This window comes from Bradyrhizobium sp. 76, assembly GCF_023073025.1.
In the GTDB taxonomy this organism is placed as follows: Bacteria; Pseudomonadota; Alphaproteobacteria; order Rhizobiales; family Xanthobacteraceae; genus Bradyrhizobium.
In genome coordinates, this window is record NZ_JADPIS010000059.1 from 262,967 (window position 1) to 280,030 (window position 17,064).

At 64.2% G+C, this 17,064-nt stretch carries 18 protein-coding genes; 8 read left to right on the forward strand and 10 right to left on the reverse strand.

Annotated elements, in window-relative coordinates; translation table 11 throughout:
* Positions 1–55: 55 nt before the first annotated feature.
* Together IVB48_RS13655 and IVB48_RS13660 are read left to right on the forward strand one after the other, a co-directional pair.
* Entirely contained in the window at positions 56–271 is a 216-nt protein-coding gene (locus IVB48_RS13655; RefSeq protein ID WP_245287780.1) for a hypothetical protein, read from the forward strand.
* Positions 272–334: 63 nt separating this feature from the next.
* Positions 335–1,402, forward strand: a complete 1,068-nt coding sequence (locus IVB48_RS13660) for a threonine aldolase family protein (RefSeq protein WP_247400368.1) — start codon at positions 335–337, stop codon at positions 1,400–1,402.
* On the opposite strand, the gene IVB48_RS13665 is transcribed toward IVB48_RS13660, so the two are convergent.
* From IVB48_RS13665 to grxD, 4 genes are read right to left on the reverse strand one after another with little or no spacing between them, the layout of a single operon-like run.
* Entirely contained in the window at positions 1,403–2,665 is a 1,263-nt protein-coding gene (locus IVB48_RS13665) for a serine hydrolase domain-containing protein (protein WP_247400370.1), read from the reverse strand. It lies immediately after the preceding gene.
* A gap of 1 nt (position 2,666) precedes the next feature.
* Positions 2,667–3,953: a serine hydrolase domain-containing protein gene (locus IVB48_RS13670; protein WP_247400372.1), complete on the reverse strand. Its 1,287-nt coding sequence runs from the start codon at positions 3,951–3,953 to the stop codon at positions 2,667–2,669.
* Positions 3,954–3,998: 45 nt separating this feature from the next.
* Positions 3,999–4,550 (reverse strand): O-acetyl-ADP-ribose deacetylase, encoded by a 552-nt coding sequence (locus IVB48_RS13675; protein WP_247400374.1) that lies wholly within the window; start codon positions 4,548–4,550, stop codon positions 3,999–4,001.
* Positions 4,551–4,553: 3 nt separating this feature from the next.
* Complete coding sequence (gene grxD / locus IVB48_RS13680) at positions 4,554–4,880, reverse strand: Grx4 family monothiol glutaredoxin (RefSeq protein ID WP_063995769.1); 327 nt, start codon at positions 4,878–4,880, stop codon at positions 4,554–4,556.
* A gap of 241 nt (positions 4,881–5,121) precedes the next feature.
* On the opposite strand from grxD, the gene egtB reads away from it, so the two are divergent.
* Together egtB and egtD are read left to right on the forward strand one after the other, a co-directional pair.
* Complete coding sequence (gene egtB / locus IVB48_RS13685) at positions 5,122–6,414, forward strand: ergothioneine biosynthesis protein EgtB (protein ID WP_247400376.1); 1,293 nt, start codon at positions 5,122–5,124, stop codon at positions 6,412–6,414.
* 52 nt (positions 6,415–6,466) lie between these two features.
* Entirely contained in the window at positions 6,467–7,438 is a 972-nt protein-coding gene (gene egtD, locus IVB48_RS13690) for an L-histidine N(alpha)-methyltransferase (RefSeq protein WP_247400378.1), read from the forward strand.
* Positions 7,439–7,463: 25 nt separating this feature from the next.
* Here the strand turns inward: egtD and IVB48_RS13695 are convergent, their stop codons facing one another.
* Both IVB48_RS13695 and IVB48_RS13700 read right to left on the reverse strand, forming a co-directional pair.
* Complete coding sequence (locus IVB48_RS13695; RefSeq protein WP_247400539.1) at positions 7,464–8,657, reverse strand: low temperature requirement protein A; 1,194 nt, start codon at positions 8,655–8,657, stop codon at positions 7,464–7,466.
* A 24-nt stretch (positions 8,658–8,681) separates the two neighbouring features.
* Complete coding sequence (locus IVB48_RS13700) at positions 8,682–8,918, reverse strand: BolA family transcriptional regulator (protein WP_007602284.1); 237 nt, start codon at positions 8,916–8,918, stop codon at positions 8,682–8,684.
* A gap of 212 nt (positions 8,919–9,130) precedes the next feature.
* Here IVB48_RS13700 and IVB48_RS13705 point away from each other — a divergent pair, with 212 nt between their 5' ends.
* Complete coding sequence (locus IVB48_RS13705) at positions 9,131–9,490, forward strand: DUF427 domain-containing protein (RefSeq protein ID WP_247400380.1); 360 nt, start codon at positions 9,131–9,133, stop codon at positions 9,488–9,490.
* Between the two features lie 196 nt (positions 9,491–9,686).
* Here the strand turns inward: IVB48_RS13705 and IVB48_RS13710 are convergent, their stop codons facing one another.
* Entirely contained in the window at positions 9,687–9,860 is a 174-nt protein-coding gene (locus tag IVB48_RS13710) for a DUF1328 domain-containing protein (RefSeq protein ID WP_007602280.1), read from the reverse strand.
* A 190-nt stretch (positions 9,861–10,050) separates the two neighbouring features.
* Here IVB48_RS13710 and IVB48_RS13715 point away from each other — a divergent pair, with 190 nt between their 5' ends.
* On the forward strand, positions 10,051–11,229 hold the full coding sequence (locus IVB48_RS13715) for an acyltransferase (RefSeq protein ID WP_247400541.1): 1,179 nt from the start codon (positions 10,051–10,053) through the stop codon (positions 11,227–11,229).
* Between the two features lie 124 nt (positions 11,230–11,353).
* Here the strand turns inward: IVB48_RS13715 and purL are convergent, their stop codons facing one another.
* Positions 11,354–13,564 (reverse strand): phosphoribosylformylglycinamidine synthase subunit PurL, encoded by a 2,211-nt coding sequence (gene purL / locus IVB48_RS13720; RefSeq protein WP_247400382.1) that lies wholly within the window; start codon positions 13,562–13,564, stop codon positions 11,354–11,356.
* Between the two features lie 183 nt (positions 13,565–13,747).
* Between purL and IVB48_RS13725 the strand changes: the two genes are divergently transcribed.
* Together IVB48_RS13725 and IVB48_RS13730 are read left to right on the forward strand one after the other, a co-directional pair.
* Positions 13,748–14,227, forward strand: a complete 480-nt coding sequence (locus IVB48_RS13725) for a PaaI family thioesterase (protein WP_247400384.1) — start codon at positions 13,748–13,750, stop codon at positions 14,225–14,227.
* Between the two features lie 75 nt (positions 14,228–14,302).
* The gene (locus tag IVB48_RS13730; RefSeq protein WP_247400386.1) at positions 14,303–15,259 is read left to right on the forward strand and encodes a DMT family transporter; all 957 of its coding nucleotides are present in this window, start codon (positions 14,303–14,305) and stop codon (positions 15,257–15,259) included.
* 3 nt (positions 15,260–15,262) lie between these two features.
* Here the strand turns inward: IVB48_RS13730 and IVB48_RS13735 are convergent, their stop codons facing one another.
* A complete protein-coding gene (locus tag IVB48_RS13735) occupies positions 15,263–16,234 on the reverse strand; it encodes a tripartite tricarboxylate transporter substrate binding protein BugD (protein ID WP_247400388.1) in 972 nt (323 codons plus the stop codon).
* Entirely contained in the window at positions 16,231–16,932 is a 702-nt protein-coding gene (purQ, locus tag IVB48_RS13740; protein WP_247362452.1) for a phosphoribosylformylglycinamidine synthase subunit PurQ, read from the reverse strand. The genes IVB48_RS13735 and purQ overlap by 4 nt, the downstream gene beginning before the upstream one ends.
* Positions 16,933–17,064 lie beyond the last annotated feature (132 nt).

The following is a 17,064-nucleotide window of genomic DNA, read 5'->3' on the forward strand; positions in this document are numbered from 1 at the left end:
GCATCGACAAAGGCCCCGGTTTTCCGGGGCCTTTTTGTTTGTTAGCATGCCATTGATGTCTCGCACGGCCGACCAGCTCGCCAACACTCATCCTTCGGCAACGCCGACTGAAGCGGCGCTCGGAGCGTGGGAGGCCCTCTCCCGCGACGAGCAGATCTGCCGATATCAGGGGCTGTTCGCTCAGCCCGATTGCAATATCTTCGCTGCCGACACGCCAGACGACATCCTGCTCGCCGCGCGACAGCGCGTCGCTCAACGTTCTCGTGGCTAGTTCAGGTCATTGGGACACGCACGCAACACGTTGCCATTGTTCGACTAGAGAATGAGACCAGCCATGCTCTACACCCCTCCCCCGATCGATCCCAAAGCGCCGCCAGTGCGCATCAATCTGCTCTCTGACACGCAGACAAAGCCGACACCCGCAATGCGCGAGGCGATGGCGCGGGCGGAGGTCGGCGACGAGCAGGTCGGCGACGACCCGACCGTGAATGCGCTGTGCGAGCGCGTCGCCGAGCTGCTCGGCAAGGAAGCCGCCGTGTACATGCCGTCAGGCACGATGTGCAACGTCACCGCAACGCTGGTGCATTGCCGCCCCGGCGACGAGATCCTCGCCCATGAGAGCGCCCATATCATCGCGCGCGAAGGCGGCGCGCATGCCGCGATCGGCGGCTTCCAGGTCACGCAGCTGAAGGGACCCGACGGCCAGTTCACGCCGGAGACCTTTCGCAGAGCGCTGCATCCGCGCACGCGCTACCAACCGCCACAGACGGTGGTCAGCGTCGAGCAGACCGCCAATATCGGCGGCGGTACGGTCTGGAAGAAGGCCGCGCTCGACGAGATCGTCGCGATCGCGAAACAACATGGCCTCGTCACCCACATGGACGGCGCGCGCCTGCTCAACGCCACTGTCGCGAGCGGCATCTCCCCGCGCGACATGACCGCGGGCTGGGATTCGGCCTGGATCGACTTCTCGAAGGGCTTGGGCGCGCCGATCGGCGGCGTGCTGGCGGGCTCGCGCGCCTTCATCGATGCGGTCTGGCAGTGGAAGCAGCGGCTCGGCGGCTCGATGCGACAGGCCGGAATTTGCGCGGCGGCTTGCATCTACGCGCTCGACCATCATGTCGAGCGGCTCGCCGACGATCACGCCAATGCGCGCGCGCTCGCCCGCGGACTGTCGCAGATCGCAGGCGTCGAGGTGCAGGAGCCCGAAACCAATCTGGTGTTCTTCAAGCCCGATGGTGCCGGCATTCCCGGCGACAAGATGGTTGCGGCGCTGCGACAGCGCGGCGTGACGCTTGCGATGATGGACGGCCGCATCCGCGCCTGCACCCATCTCGACGTCAATGCGAGCCAGGTCGAGGAGACGATCGGATATATCCGCGAGATCGTGCGCGGAGCGTAATCACCGCCCCATCGCCTGGTAGATCAGCGTCTTCAGCGCCAGTTGAATCCGGCCGCGCTGCGTCGGAGTCTGCACCATGAAGATCCCGAACAGATCGTCCTCGGGATCGATAAAGAAGAACGTGCCGCCGACGCCGTCCCAGCGATATTCGCCGAGCGGCCACGTTGTTCCAGGGGGCACCGAGGTGCGCACGGCGAAGCCGAGACCGAAGCCGGAAGACCCGCCCGGATAATAGTTCTGGTCGCGCGCGATCTTCGTCTCCGGCCCGATATGATCCGAGGCCATCAGCGCGATGGTCTCCGGTTTGAGATAGCGCCGGCCGTCATAAGTGCCGCCGTTGAGCAGCATCTGGGCGAAGCGGGCGTAGTCGCCGACCGTGCCGACCATACCGCCGCCGCCCGATTCCCATGTCGCGGGCCGCCTGATGTCGCGGACCTGCGTCGTCGGATTGATATTGCGATCCTCCGGCATCGGCTCGGCGATGCGCGGGAATCTGGCGGGATCGGCAACGAAGAATGCCGTCTCGGTCATGCCGAGCGGATCGAGCAGCCGCTCCTTCTCGAACTGCAGCAGCGTCTTTCCCGCGATGATTTCGACGACGCGGCCGAGCACGTCGGTGGAATAGCCATAGTCCCACACCGTGCCGGGCTGCTCGACCAGCGGCAGCGTGGCGATCTTGGCCGCGAATTCGGCGTTAGTCAGATTGCTGTTGAAGAGATTGGCGTCCGCGTAGATCTCGCGCACCATACCGCCGCCGTAATAGCCGTAAGGCAGCCCGGAGGTGTGGCGCAGCAGATCCTTGACCGTGACTGGTCGCTCCAGCGGCTCCAGCGCCAGGGCGACTTTGCCGTCCTCGGCCTTCTTCTCGATGCCGACCTTCATGCCGGCGAAGGCCGGAATGTATTTCGAGACGGGATCGTCGAGCGACAGCTTGCCCTCCTCAACCAGCATCATCGCCATGACTGAGGTGACCGGCTTCGACATCGAGTAGAGGCGGAAGATCGTGTCTGCGCTCATCGAGAGTTCAGTCGCGACGTCGCGGACGCCGAAATTCTGATAGTAGACCGCCTTGCCGTGCTGCTGAAGCAGCAGGATGGCTCCGGGGATCTTGCCGGTGGCGACCTCATTGCGGATGTAATCGGAAACCTTCGCCAGCCCCGCAGGCGAGAGCGTGCGGGCCGCAGGTCTCTCCGAGCCTGCCTTCGTAACGATGCCGCCGGCGAGAAGGACGAGCGCCGCGATCAATGCGCGGCGCCCGAACATGTCAGTTCTCCATCGCTTCATAAACCAGCTGCTTCAATGTTCGCTGCACGCGCTGGCGCTCGGTCGGAGTCTGCTCCAGCAGCACGAAGAACATGTCCTGCTTGGGATCGATCACGAAATAACAGCCGGAGGCGCCGTCCCATTTTAATTCGCCGAGATCGCCGGGCGGCGGCGGTTTTGCGTTGCCGGGGTCGGTGCGCACCGCAAGTCCAAGACCGAAGCCGAAACCATCGCCGGGGAAATAGAAATAATCGCGATCGACGCCCGACTTGGGGCCGATCTGGTCGGTCACCATCAGCTTGAACGTCTCGGGCTTGAGAATCGTCTTGCCGTTGAGACTGCCGCCCTTGAGCAGCATCTGCGTAAAGCGCTCATAATCGGCCATGGTCGTCACCATACCGCCGCTGGCGAACTGGATCTTCTTGATCACCGTCGGATCGTTGATCCGCCCGACCCGGAAATCGCTGTCGTTCGGCACCGGCTGCGCCAGCAGCTTCTGCTTCTCGGGATCGGTGACGAAGAAGCCGGTATCGACCATGCCGAGCGGGTCGAGCAGCTTCTCCCGCTCGATCTCGATGAGCGGCTTGCCGGCCGCGACTTCCATGACCCGCGCCAGGATGTCGGTGGAATGGCCGTATTGCCACAGCGCGCCCGGCTGGTTGTGCAGCGGAAGTTTTGCGATTCGCTCGGCGAACTCCGCGAGGTCGAAATCGCCGGCATAAATGTTGGCATCGCGATAGGCCTTGCGGACCAGGCTGTCGCCATAGAAGCCGTAGGTGACGCCCGAAGTGTGCGTCATCAAATCGTGCACCGTCATCGGCCGGTTCGGCGGCACGAGATCGAGCGACTTGGTGCCGTCCTCGGCCTTCTTCTCGACGCCGACTTTCACGTTGGCGAAGGACGGAATGTATTTCGAGACGGGATCGTCGAGCTTGATCGTACCTTCCTCGATCAACTTCACTGCGACGACGGAAGTGATCGCCTTGCTCATCGAGAACAGGCGGAAGATCGTCTTGTCCGTGATCGGCGCCTTGCTGACCGCGTCCTGCACGCCGAAGACTTCGTGGTAGACCGGTTTGCCATGTTGCTTGATGAGGACGTTTGCCCCTGCGATCTTGCCGGTCGCGACCTCGTTCTTGAAGAACTCGGTGATCCTTGCGAGCTTGTCCGGATTGAAATGCGCGCCGGCCGGAATCTCGTAGGCGCCCTCCGCCCGCGCAAGCGACATCGTACCCAACGACACAAGCGCGGCGCAGACCAGCGCGCGCAGTCCAGACTGTAAAATCATATCCCCTCCCCGGAACATGGCCCGGGGAGTGTACCGACCGCGTCATCAGGCACAAGGGCCGCTGTACCGCGCCAAAACGTCCGCGTGCAGAGTCGCGCTCTTTTCCGAGAAACAACAAAATATGACGTCGACGACCAGCGGCGCGGCGGGAAGGGCTTCAATGGTCGCATGGACCGCAATCTTCGCCGCCTGGTCGGCCGGAAAGCCGTAAACCCCGGTCGAAATCGCGGAGAACGCCACGGAGGTCAGCCGATTGGCCCCGCAGAGCTCAAGCGTACGGCGATAGCATGAGCCCAGCGCCTGCGCCTCACCGCGAGTGCCGCCGTCCCAGACCGGGCCGACCGCATGGATCACATGGGGTGCAGGGAGAAGGTAACCCTTCGTGATCTTGGCATCGCCGGTCGGGCATCCTCCGAGCTTCCGACACTCGGCCAGAAGCTCGGGTCCGGCCGCCCGATGGATCGCCCCATCGACGCCGCCCCCACCCAGCAGCGACGTGTTGGCCGCGTTGACGATGGCGTCAACGCTCAGCGTGGTGATGTCAGCGACGATGACCTTGAGCTCCGCGCCGCCGATCCGGCGCGTCAGCTGGGTCACGTATCAGGCCGCGACAGCGACGCCCTTTTCGGAGAACAGCTGCTGCAATTCACCGGCCTGGAACATCTCTCGGACAATGTCGCAGCCGCCGACGAACTCGCCCTTCACATAAAGCTGCGGGATGGTCGGCCAGTTCGAAAAGTCCTTGATGCCGTTGCGCAGTTCGGCGGATTCGAGAACGTTGAGGCCCTTATAGCCGACGCCGATGTGGTCGAGAATCTGGACGACCTGGCCGGAGAAGCCGCACTGCGGAAATTGCGGTGTGCCCTTCATGAACAGAACCACGTCGTTCGACTTCACTTCGTTGGCGATGAATTCCTCGATGCTCATATCCGTGTCCTTCTGGGGCGGAGCCCACTCCAATCGCTTCGGGCTGGCTCAGCCGATTTAACCCGATCCCTGCCTATATATGTAGCCCAAACCGTTGTGCATCCAAAGTAAAATGGCGGCGAGCGGCCCCTGGATGGACCGCTCTCGGCAGCAGCGGCCCATTGCATGATGGCACGAATATCATAGCCGGGGAGGACTTTCATACCGTCACGGAGCCCCTATCTAGGACGAACCCGGCGTTTTGGAACCCGACAACGCCAACAACGTTCTCTTGTCCTGTCTGGAGAAAAACGTGACGAAACAAGCCTCCGCTACGGCCCCCGCCCCGTCACCGTCGGCCGAATTGGGCGGCCTTGCCCAGAGGCTGGAAGACGCGTTTCTCAACGTCCGCGACGAGACCGAGCGCCGGGCCGCACCGCTGTCGCCGGAGGATCAGCAGATCCAGTCCATGCCGGACGCGAGCCCGACGAAATGGCACCGGGCGCACACCACCTGGTTCTGGGAGCAATTCGTGCTCGGCGAGCACTGTGCGGGCTACCGGCCCTTTCACCCTGACTTCGCCTTCCTGTTCAATTCCTATTACGTCAGCGCCGGCCCACGCCATTCCCGCAATCACCGCGGCGATATCACCCGTCCGAGCGCCGATCAGGTCGGCGCCTATCGAAAACATGTCGACGCTGCCGTCGTGACATTCTTCCGCGACGCCGGCGAGGACAAGCTTCGCGAGATCGCGCCGCTGGTCGAGGTCGGCCTCAACCATGAGCAGCAGCATCAGGAATTGATGTTCACCGACATCCTGCACGCCTTCGCGCAGAACCCGATCCCGCCGGCCTATGATCCGGACTGGCGCTTCCCGGCCGCAACGCCGGCCAGCGAGGATTGGCTGACGCTGAACGAAGGCATCCACACCGTCGGTCATGTCGACGAGAGTTTTCATTTCGACAACGAGAAGCCGGCGCATCGCGCCCTCGTCGGCCCGGTCAAGCTCGCACGCAATCTCGTCACCAATGGCGAATGGCTCGCCTTCATGCGCGACGGTGGCTACCGGACCGCAACGCTGTGGCTGATGGACGGTTTTGCGGCCGTGAACAACGAGGGCTGGGACGCCCCCGGCCATTGGCGCGAGATCGACGGCCAGTGGCATGTCATGACGCTGGCCGGCCTCAAGCCGGTCGATCCCGACGCGCCCGTCTGCCACGTCAGCTATTACGAGGCTGATGCCTTTGCGCGCTGGGCCGGAAAACATCTGCCCACCGAGATGGAATGGGAGGTCGCGGCCCGCGCGGGCCAGCTCAACGATGCGTTCGGCATCGTCTGGCAGTGGACGCGGTCGTCCTACTCGCCGTACCCCGGCTATCGCGCCATCGAAGGCGCGCTCGGCGAATACAACGGCAAGTTCATGGTCAACCAGCTGGTGCTGCGCGGCTCCTCGCTTGCAACCCCGGAGGGGCACAGCCGTATCACCTATCGTAACTTCTTTTATCCGCACCACCGCTGGCAATTCACGGGAGTGCGGCTCGCCGACTACGAGTAAAATTCTCATCCGACGACAAATGCGCGCCGGACAGCGCGTTCAGGAGAGTATCATGAATGTGCACGCCAGCGCTTTGGCCGAAGCCCATCTTCCCGACGAACAGACCACCGCCTTTGCCCGCGAGGCCATCGAGGACCTCTCGCAGCAGCCCAAAAAGCTGTCGCCGAAATATTTCTACGATGCGGCCGGATCGGAATTGTTCGAAGCGATCACACGGCTGCCGGAATATTACCCGACGCGCACGGAGCTGGCGATCCTGAAGGAGCGCGGCGGCGAAATCGCGAGGATCATTCCGGAGCACGCGGCCCTGGTCGAATTCGGCGCAGGCGCGACCACAAAGGTTCGCCTGCTGCTCAACCACTGCAAGTTTGCGGCCTATGTGCCCGTCGACATCTCCGGCGACTTCCTGACGGCGCAGGCGAACGGCCTGAAGCGGGATTTTCCGTCACTCGGCATCTACCCGGTGGCGGCCGACTTCACCACGCCGTTCGAGCTGCCAGAGGCAGTGGCGACCATGCCCAAGGTCGGGTTCTTCCCGGGCTCGACCATCGGCAATTTCGAGCCGCATGAAGCGCAGGCCTTCCTGAAGAGCGCACGCGCTATTCTGGGCCGCGGCGCGCAGATGATCATCGGCGCCGACCTCGAGAAGGAGGAGCGCCTGCTCCACGACGCCTATAACGATGCCGCCGGTGTCACCGCGCGCTTCAACCTCAATGTGTTGGTGCGGATCAATCGCGAACTCGGCGGAAATTTCGATCTCTCCGCCTTCACCCATCGCGCGATCTACAATCGCGAGCGGCACCGCATCGAGATGCACCTGATCAGCAAGAAGAGCCAGACCGTGCGCCTGCTCGGCACCAGCTTTTCGTTCCGCGCGGGCGAGAGCATCCACACCGAGAACAGCTACAAATACAGCATCGAGCGCTTCGGCGCGCTGGCGCAGGGCGCAGGCTGGCGGGTGCGCGAGAGCTGGACGGATGCCGCGAAGATGTTCTCGGTGCACGCGCTGGAGGCGGCGGAGTAAGCGCTTCGGCGCCAATGGCGCCGGCTCAATGCTCCTCGGCTTCTTCCGGCGTCGATCCCAGCGAGACCGACTCCCACACCGCAACGACGATCATGATCACCGTCGCGGCGACCGACAGCCATAGTGGCGAGAGTTCTGCGGCGAACCACCACAGCACCAGAAGCAGGATGATGCCGATGCCGTGCGAGAGCTGGAGGAAGCCGCGGATCGCATGCTTGAACAGGATGGTGCCGACCAGGAACAGCAAGGGACCGCCGATCGTGCTCACGATGATCCTGATATCGGAATGGCCGACCGGATGCTTCAGCACCAGCTCGTCGGAGACCGCGGTCAGGATGATGCCGGCGACGATCGGCATGTGCAGATAGGTGTAGGCGAGCCGCGCTAACCGGCCGGATTCCGCGGATTTCGAGATGCGCTCGGCGCCGGCCTCGGCGCCCTTGTGAAAATAGACCCACCACATCGCGATGCTGCCGACCAGCGCGGAGACGAAGGCCAAAATGTTGTCCGCGGTCCAGTCCAGCTCGGCAAAGGTGGCGCCGTTGACGACGACGGCCTCGCCAAGCGCGATGATGACGAAGAGCGAGCAGCGCTCGGCCATGTGGCCGCCTTCGACGGCCCAGGCCTCGACCGACGAGAAGCCCAGCTTGGGGACCCAGAAGCGCACTGCCGGCGAGATGTATTCGATCGTCAGCGCCACGATCCAGAACCATAGCCGCACCTCGTCATGGGCGAGGCCGCCGAGGATCCAGAAGATCGCGGAAACCGAGAGCCATGTCAGGATGCGGATCGCATTGTGCCGGACCGCCGTTCGGTGGCGCGGAGTCGCAAACATCCAGAAGGCGGTGCGCCCGACCTGCATCGTTGCGTAGGCGATCGCAAACCACAGGCCCCGCCCCTCGAACGCGGTCGGAATCGTCGTGGACAGCACGAGGCCACCCAGCATCATCAGGAAGATCAGGATGCGGACCGGCGCCAGTTCGGGATCGAGCCAGTTGGTGACCCAGGCGGTGTAGACCCACACCCACCATACCGCGAGAAACAGCACCGCGACGTGCACCGCACCGAGCGGCGTGAAATGGTGCAGCAGTGTGTGCGAGACCTGCGTGATCGCGAAAACGAAGACCAGGTCGAAGAACAGCTCGGCATTGGTGACGCGGCTGTGCTGGTTCGGCAGGATGACGCGAAACATCGCGCCGCGAGGATTGTCCGCAGCCATCGTCATGCCCCCGTCACGATCGGATCAGGCGCCCGGCACCCCGGTTTGCAGGGCCAGCGCATGCAGCACGCCGCCCATCTGGCCGCGCAGGGACTGATAGACGATCTGGTGCTGCTGGACGCGGGACTTGCCGCGGAAGGTCTCCGAGATCACGGTCGCGGCATAGTGATCGCCGTCCCCGGCGAGGTCACGGATGGTCACCTCGGCATCGGGGATCGCCGCCTTGATCATCGCCTCGATATCGTGGGCGTCCATTGGCATTCGGGTCGTGCTCCTGTCTCGGCTGCAATCAGCCTTGTCGTCGAATCGCTGCCGGGGTCCGGGATCTGCAAAGCCAAACTTGCCGGCGGGGCCAAACTTAGCGTGAACGGCCTTCTACGTCACGCCTTCCGGCACTATATCGGTGATCCGATCTGGATAAAGCCACGACAAAGTGCCGCGCGCGGCAGAGTGATCGAAAAAGGCGTGAAATCATGAAGCTTCCAGGGCCCGACCACCCCATCACCATCACCCCAAATCCCCGGCGCGTCCGGGTCACGGCCGGCGATATCGTGATCGCCGAGACCACCAAGGCGCTGACGCTGAAAGAGGCGAAATATCCGGCGGTGCAATATGTGCCGCGACAGGACGCCAACATGGCGCTGCTGGAGCGCACCGACCGCGTCACCCACTGCCCCTACAAGGGAGATGCGAGCTACTACAGCGTCAAGGCCGACGGCAAGACGCTGGACAACGCGATCTGGACTTATGAGGCGCCCTTCCCCGCGATGACCGAGATTTCCGGTCATCTCGCCTTCTACCCGGACAAGGTGAAGGTCGAGGAAGTGGGGTAAGCCCACATAGGGCCTGCCGTCATGGCCGGGCTCGTCCTGGCCATCCACGCCCTTGGCTGCCGCGGATACAAAAAACGTGGATGCCCGGGACCCGGCTCCGCCAAGGCGTCGCCGGGCTACGGGTGTTGGGCCGGCGAAGCTTCAGCGAAGACGGCAAGCCCGGGCACGACGACTGGGAATGCCGACGCGAACCCCGCTACGCCCTGAAGATCGTGAGCCCCAGGATCAGCAGCACCAGGAAAATCGCGACGAACACATAGAACAGGAAGCGGGCGATGTCGGCGGAGGCGGCCGAGATGCCGGTGAAGCCGAGCACGCCGGCCACGATCGAGACAAGTAAGAAGATCAGCGCCCATTTCAGGATCGTCATCGCCAGCTCCGAAATTGGACCGCCTGTCGCGGCCCTCAAGCCCTTTTGGCGAACGCTAACTGCGTTGCAGGGAACTGGTTCCTAGCGGCAACGGGCCCTGCGGGCGTCCCAAACGACCCTTGCTGAATCCGGTTCCCGGCGGCAAAGTCCCGCAGGGACGGAAAGCGCGACCGGGGCGGCCACGATGACGATGTCACATTCAGCGACGATCGGAGCAGAGGCGCATGCGGCGCCGAAGGCCAAGGCGCGCAATCTGTCGCTCGATCGCGCCCGCACCTTCCTCACGCTGGTGGTGCTGCTGCACCACGCCGTCATTCCCTACACCTATTTCGGGCACACCGATCCGGCGTCCTGGGCCGGTTTCGACGTGGTCGTGCTGGCCACCGACAGCTTCTTCATGGCGATGTTCTTCTTTCTATCGGGACTGTTCACCTGGCCCGGCATCGCGCGCAAGGCGCCGTCGGTCTTTCTCCGCGACCGCCTGTTGCGGCTCGGACTGCCGTTCGCGATCGCGGCGTTCACCGTCATCCCGCTCGCCTATTACGCGATCGCGCTGCGGCACGATCCCGGGCTGAGCTTCACGGCATTCTGGTGGAAGACGATCACGGTTGGCCCGTGGCCGAGCGGCCCGATCTGGTTCGTGTGGGTGCTGCTGGCATTCGACCTGACCGCAAGCCTGCTCTACCGGGTCTCCGCGCATCTGGTCGATCCGGGCAACCGCGTGTCGCTGCGCGGATTCGACCAGCCGGCCGTATTCTGGCTGCTGCTCGTCGTCGTCACGACAATCGCCTACGTGCCGGCGCTGCTCTATTTCGGCGGCAGCAAATGGTTCGAGCTCGGGCCGTTCTCGGTGCAGGCCAGCCGCATCCTGCTCTACTTCGCGTATTTCTTCATCGGCGTCAGCGTTGGAGCCGCGAATTTCGAGCGCGGCATCCTCAGCGCCGGCGGCCAGTTGCCGAAACAGCGCTGGCTGTGGGTGATCGCCACGCTGATCCCCTACTGCCTGATGTGGGGCATGATCTACATCAAGCGCGAAGTTCTCGGTAATCCCGACCCACAGCCGCACTGGTACCAGGCGATCTACGGCACGTTCTTCGTGCTGTTCTCAGGCTCGATCCTGCTCGCGATCCTCGCCTTCTTCCTGCACCAGAAGTCGCGGGGACCGAACCTGCTCGACCGCATGCAGGCGGATGCCTACGGCATCTTCCTGGTGCACTATCCGATCGCGTTGTGGATCCAGTACGCGCTGTTCGATTACAGCTGGCCTGCGATCGTGAAAGCCGCGATCGGCTTCGTGCTCACGGTGATCCTGAGCTGGGCACTGACAGCGGCGTTGCGCAAGATTCCGGGGGCCTCGCACGTGTTGTGAGGCCGAGCTCCTTCCATTCCTCATTGCGAGGAGCTCTTGCGACGAAGCAATCCAGAGTGCCTCGGCGGTGAGGCTCTGGATTGCTTCGCTGCGCTCGCAATGACGGAGTTTGCGGAAGCGCGTCCTACGCCGCCTTGCCGCCCATATACTCCGGCAGCCAGCGCTCGAACGAGGTCCGCAGTGCCTCGATCGTCACAGGCGCCTCGCCCGCGATCGCGATCGCGTCGCCGCCGGTGGTGCCGATCCGCACGCAGGGCACCTCGCAGCCGCGCATCTTGGCGAGCACGCGGCCGGCCTCGGTTTCAGGCACGATGACGAGATAGCGCGCCTGGTCCTCGCCGAACCAATAGGCCTGAGGCACCAACGAGGTTGGCGCCGCGAGCAGTTTGGCGCCGATACCGCTCGCCATCGCCATCTCGGCAAGAGCGATCAGCAGGCCGCCGTCGGAGAGATCGTGCACGGCGGTCGCGGTGCCCGCATGGATCATGCCGCGCACGCAGTCGCCGTTGCGCTTCTCGGCGGCGAGATCGACCGGCGGCGGCGCGCCCTCCTCGCGACCGCAGATGTCGCGCAGGTAAACCGACTGGCCGAGCCAGCCGTGAGTTTCGCCGATCAGGAGGATCGCCTCGCCTTCGGCCTTGAACGCGAGCGAGGCTGATTTGGTGAAGTCATCGAGCAAACCGACGCCGCCGATCGAAGGCGTCGGCAGGATCGCGCGGCCGTTGGTCTCGTTGTAGAGCGAGACATTGCCTGAGACGACCGGGAAGTCGAGCGTGCGGCAGGCTTCCGAGATGCCCTTCAGGCAGCCGACGAACTGGCCCATGATCTCGGGCCGCTCAGGATTGCCGAAATTGAGATTGTCGGTGATCGCGAGCGGCTTGCCGCCGACCGCAGTGATGTTGCGCCAGGCTTCCGCCACGGCCTGCATGCCGCCCTGATAGGGATCGGCCTCGCAATAACGCGGCGTCACGTCGACGGTCAGCGCCAAGCCCTTCGGGCCGTCCTGCACGCGGACCACGGCGGCATCGCCGCCGGGACGCTGCATGGTGTTGCCGAGAATGACGTGGTCGTACTGCTCCCAGACCCAGCGCTTGCTGCACATATCGGGCGTGCCGATCAGCTTTTCGAGCGCGGCACCGAGCCCCATCGGGGCCGCCACTTCGCGCGCATGCACGACCGGCAAAGCGGCGGAAGGGACATGCGGGCGGTCATAGAGCGGCGCCTCGTCGCCGAGCTCCTTGATCGGCAAATCGGCCATGACGTCGCCGCCATGCTTGACCACGAAGCGCTTGCTCGGCGTGGTGTAGCCGACCACGGCGAAATCAAGGCCCCACTTCTTGAAGATCGCCTCGGCCTCTTTCTCCTTCTCGGGCTTGAGCACCATGAGCATGCGCTCCTGGCTCTCCGAGAGCATCATCTCGTAGGCGCTCATGCCGATCTCGCGCGTCGGCACCGCATCGAGATCGAGATCGACGCCGAGATCGCCCTTGGCGCCCATCTCGACCGCCGAACACGTCAGACCCGCCGCGCCCATGTCCTGGATCGCGATGACGCAGCCCTGCTCCATGATCTCGAGACAAGCCTCTAACAGCAGCTTCTCGGCGAAGGGATCGCCGACCTGCACGGTCGGACGCTTCTCTTCGGACTTGTCGTCGAACTCGGCCGAAGCCATCGAGGCGCCGTGGATGCCGTCGCGGCCGGTCTTGGAGCCGAGATAGACGATCGGCATATTCACGCCGGAGGCGGCCGCATAGAAGATCTTGTCGGTATCGGCGAGGCCGACCGCCATCGCATTGACGAGAATGTTGCCGTCATAGCGGGTGTGGAAACGGACCTGGCCACCGACCGTCGGAACGCCGAAGGAATTGCCGTAGCCGCCGACCCCGGCGACGACGCCGGAGACGAGATGGCGCGTCCTGGCATGCTCAGGCGCGCCGAAGCTCAGCGCATTGAGGCAGGCGATCGGACGCGCGCCCATGGTGAAGACGTCGCGCAAGATGCCGCCGACACCGGTGGTGGCGCCCTGGTACGGCTCGATGTAGCTCGGGTGGTTGTGGCTCTCCATCTTGAAGACCACGGCCTGGCCGTCGCCAATGTCGATCACGCCGGCGTTCTCGCCAGGACCCTGGATCACCCAGGGCGCCTTGGTCGGCAGACCCTTCAAATGGAGGCGCGAGGATTTGTACGAGCAGTGCTCGTTCCACATCGCCGAGAAGATGCCGAGCTCGGTGAAGGTCGGCTCCCGCCCGATCAGCTTCAGAATGCGCTCATACTCGTCGGGCTTGAGCCCGTGGGCGGCAATCAGCTCGGGGGTGATCTTGGGTTCATTCTTCATGGATTCGAGGCTTTCGACGGCGGTGGGCCGTTCTTAGGAACATCGGACGGCTTGGAAAAGCCCTTTATGGCGCATTTTCCCGCTGTCCCACGTTTTGCGGCCGGGGGCTGCGGGAACAGGAATTGCACAGCGCGGACAGATCGGATTTAAGGGCAAACGACCCGCAATTGAAGGCCCATTCCCTTGCACGAATTGACCAAAGCGCCCCCGCCTCGCCGCCCCGACCTCCACGTCGCCACCGACGGGGAATTCCAGGGCTGGCGAACCTGGATTCGCGACAGTTTTGAGAGCCATATCGGCCCGTTCTGGCACAAGATCGAGGACGACGGCAGCGTCCGCTCGGCGTTCCGGGTCGAGAAAAAGCACCTCAACGGCTCGGGAAACGTCCATGGCGGCTGCTTCATGGCGTTTTCCGACTACTGCCTGTTCGCGATCGCCACCCACGAGCTGGATGGGCCGGCGGTGACCACCAATTTCGCCTGCGACTTCCTCGACGCGGCGCGCGAAGGCGAGCTGATCGAATGCATCGGCGAGGTCTCCCGCGCCGGCGGCTCGCTGATCTTCCTGCGCGGCAAGCTGACATCGGGCGGGCGGCCGCTGTTCACCTTCTCCGGCACGATCAAGCGGGTGAAGCGGAAGCCGGCACCGCAGCCAAACGCATAGCTCGCCGCCTTCCCTTTTGGCGCCCCCTCGCCCAGACTTGTGTCGAGCGCTGTCGCGCCGGGGAGCAATATCAAGGTGCCGCAGAGCACACCGCCGACGGCTCGCGCCACGGCCTCGCAATTGCCGTCCATGACGGCCACAGGCGCGCGGAGCTGGCGCGACTATGCGCTGCTGGTCGCGCTCGCCTGCTGCTGGAGCTCAACCTATCCGCTGGCCAAGCTCGCGCTGGATACGATCCCGCCCGTGACCTTCATCTCGGCTCGCTCGCTGATCGCGGCCGCCTTCCTGTTCGCGATCCTGTGGATGCGCGGCGTCAGGATCCCGACCGATGCGAAGGCCTGGAAGCTGTTCGCGGTCCAGCAATTGATCAACTCGACCTTTCCGTTCCTGATCATCACGTGGTCGCAGCTCTATGTGCCGGCCTCGAACACGGTGGTGCTGGCCTCGACCACGCCGATCTTCGCCTTCCTGATCACCTCGTTGATCACGCGCCACGAGCCGGCAACGCTGCTGAAGCTCTTGGGCGCGCTCCTCGGCCTTGCCGGCACCATCGTCATCGTCGGCCTCGATGCGCTGCGCGGCTTCGGTAGCGAGATCGTGGCGGAGATCGCCATCCTGCTCGCCACCATCTCCTTTGCCTGTGCCACGATCTTCGGCCTGCGGCTGTCCGAATACGACCCGATGGTGGTGGCGGCCGGTTCGCTGCTGTTCGGCGGTCTCGTGCTGCTGCCGCCTTCGCTGATCATCGACCAGCCCTGGACGCTGCACCCGACGCCGACGGCGATCATAGCCACCATCATCATGGGGATCGTCTCCAGCGCCTTGGGGCTGATGCTGTTCTACATGTGCCTGGGACGGCTCGGCACGCTGACGACGAACGCGCAAGGCTATCTGCGCATCCCGATCGGCGTCGGCCTCTCCGTGCTGCTGCTCGGCGAGAGCGTGCCGTCGAACCTGGCGCTGGGCCTGGTGCTGGTCATGGCGGGCGTCGCCGCGATGACGGTGCCGACGGAACGGCTGAAACGACGCTAGCTATTACTTGACATCGTCAGCCAGCATCTTGCGGTACTTCTCGACGTCGCGCGTCACGAGCTTTTGCAGCACCTCGGGCGTGTGCTCGTCGGCATCGGGTGCCACGGTCGAGAGGTCGGCGAACCGCTTCTTCACCGCGTCGGTTTCGACCGCCGTGCGTGCAGCTGCATTCAGCCTGGCGATGACCGCCGGCGGGGTCCCCTTGGGCGCGAACAGGCCGTTCCAGCCCTGCGCCTCGAATTCGGGCAGGCCGGCTTCGGCCGACGTCGGCAGGTCGGGCACTGTGGCGAGCCGGACGGTCGAGCCGACCACGAGCCCGCGCGCCAGCTTCTCGTTGATCGACTGCGAGACGGAGGCTGCCGCATCGCAGACGCCGTCGATCTGGCCGCCGATGGCATCGGTGAGCGCGGGCGCGGCGCCGCGATAGCCGACCAGCGTCGCGTCGATCCCGGCGGCCGTGACGAAGCTCTTGCAGATCAGGTAGTTCGAAGAGCCGACGCCGGCATGGCCGAGATTGATCTTGCCGGGATTAGCCTTGGCGTAGGCGATGAACTCTTTCAGGTCCTTTGCCGGAAAATCCTTGCGCACGGCGATGATGCCGAACGTTTTCGCCACCATGGCGATCGGTACGAAGGAGTCCGGCGTGAACGGCAGCTTTGGATAAATCGTATAGGTCGCGGCGTTGGTGCCGGCATTGCCGATCGCAATGGTGTAGCCGTCGGGCTCGGCGCGGGAGGCGCGCGCCAGTGCGGTCGAGCCGCCGGCGCCGGCGACGTTCTCGATCACGATGGTCTGGCCGAGCGCGATGCCCATCTGCTCGGCAACGGTGCGCGCGATCACGTCGGACGTGCCGCCGGCCGCGAACGGCACGATCATGGTGACGGGACGCTTGGGGAAGTCCTGCGCGAACGCGGCCGTCGCGAATGCAACGACGGCGACAGCGGCCGCCAGCCGCTTCAGCACGAACGCAATCACGCGGCCTTTTCCAGATGCGCGGTGAGGCCGGCGAACAGTCCGCGGCCGTCGGTGCAGCCCATGATGTCTTCGACGTGGTTTTCCGGATGCGGCATCATGCCGAGCACGTTGCCCTTGTCGTTGACGATGCCGGCGATGGATTGCGCGGCGCCATTGATGTTGCTGATGTCGTCGATCGCGCCGTCGGCCGAGCAATAGCGGTACAGCACGCGACCGTCGCCTTCGAGCCGCTTGATGGTCTCCGCGTCCGCCGCATAATTGCCCTCGCCATGCGCGATGGGCACGCGGATCACCTGCCCCGCATTGTAGCCGCGCGTGAACGGCGTGTCGGAGCGCTCGACGCGGAGATGCACGTCGTGGCAGATGAATTTCAGCCGCGCATTGCGCATCAGGACGCCGGGCAAGAGGCCGGATTCGCAGAGGATCTGAAAGCCGTTGCAGACGCCGAGCACGAGGCCGCCCTTGGCCGCATAGTCGCGCACCGCGTCCATCACCGGCGCCCGCGCCGCAATCGCGCCGCAGCGCAGATAATCGCCGTAGGAGAACCCGCCGGGCACGACCACGAGGTCGGTGCCATCAGGTAGCGACGTCTCGGCATGCCAGACCATCGCGGGCTCGCTGCCCGAGATCAGCCTCAAGGCACGCGCCATGTCGCGCTCGCGGTTGATTCCGGGAAAGACGAGGATGGCGGCTTTCATGGCAGAGGTTCCGAACGAGGATTAAAATGGGGCTGGCACGGCTGCCAAATCGGCAGCAGACATAACCATTTGACGGGGATTTTACCAGTGCTAGCCTTGCCCGCGAGCGTTGTGCACAGGCCATAGCCCGCC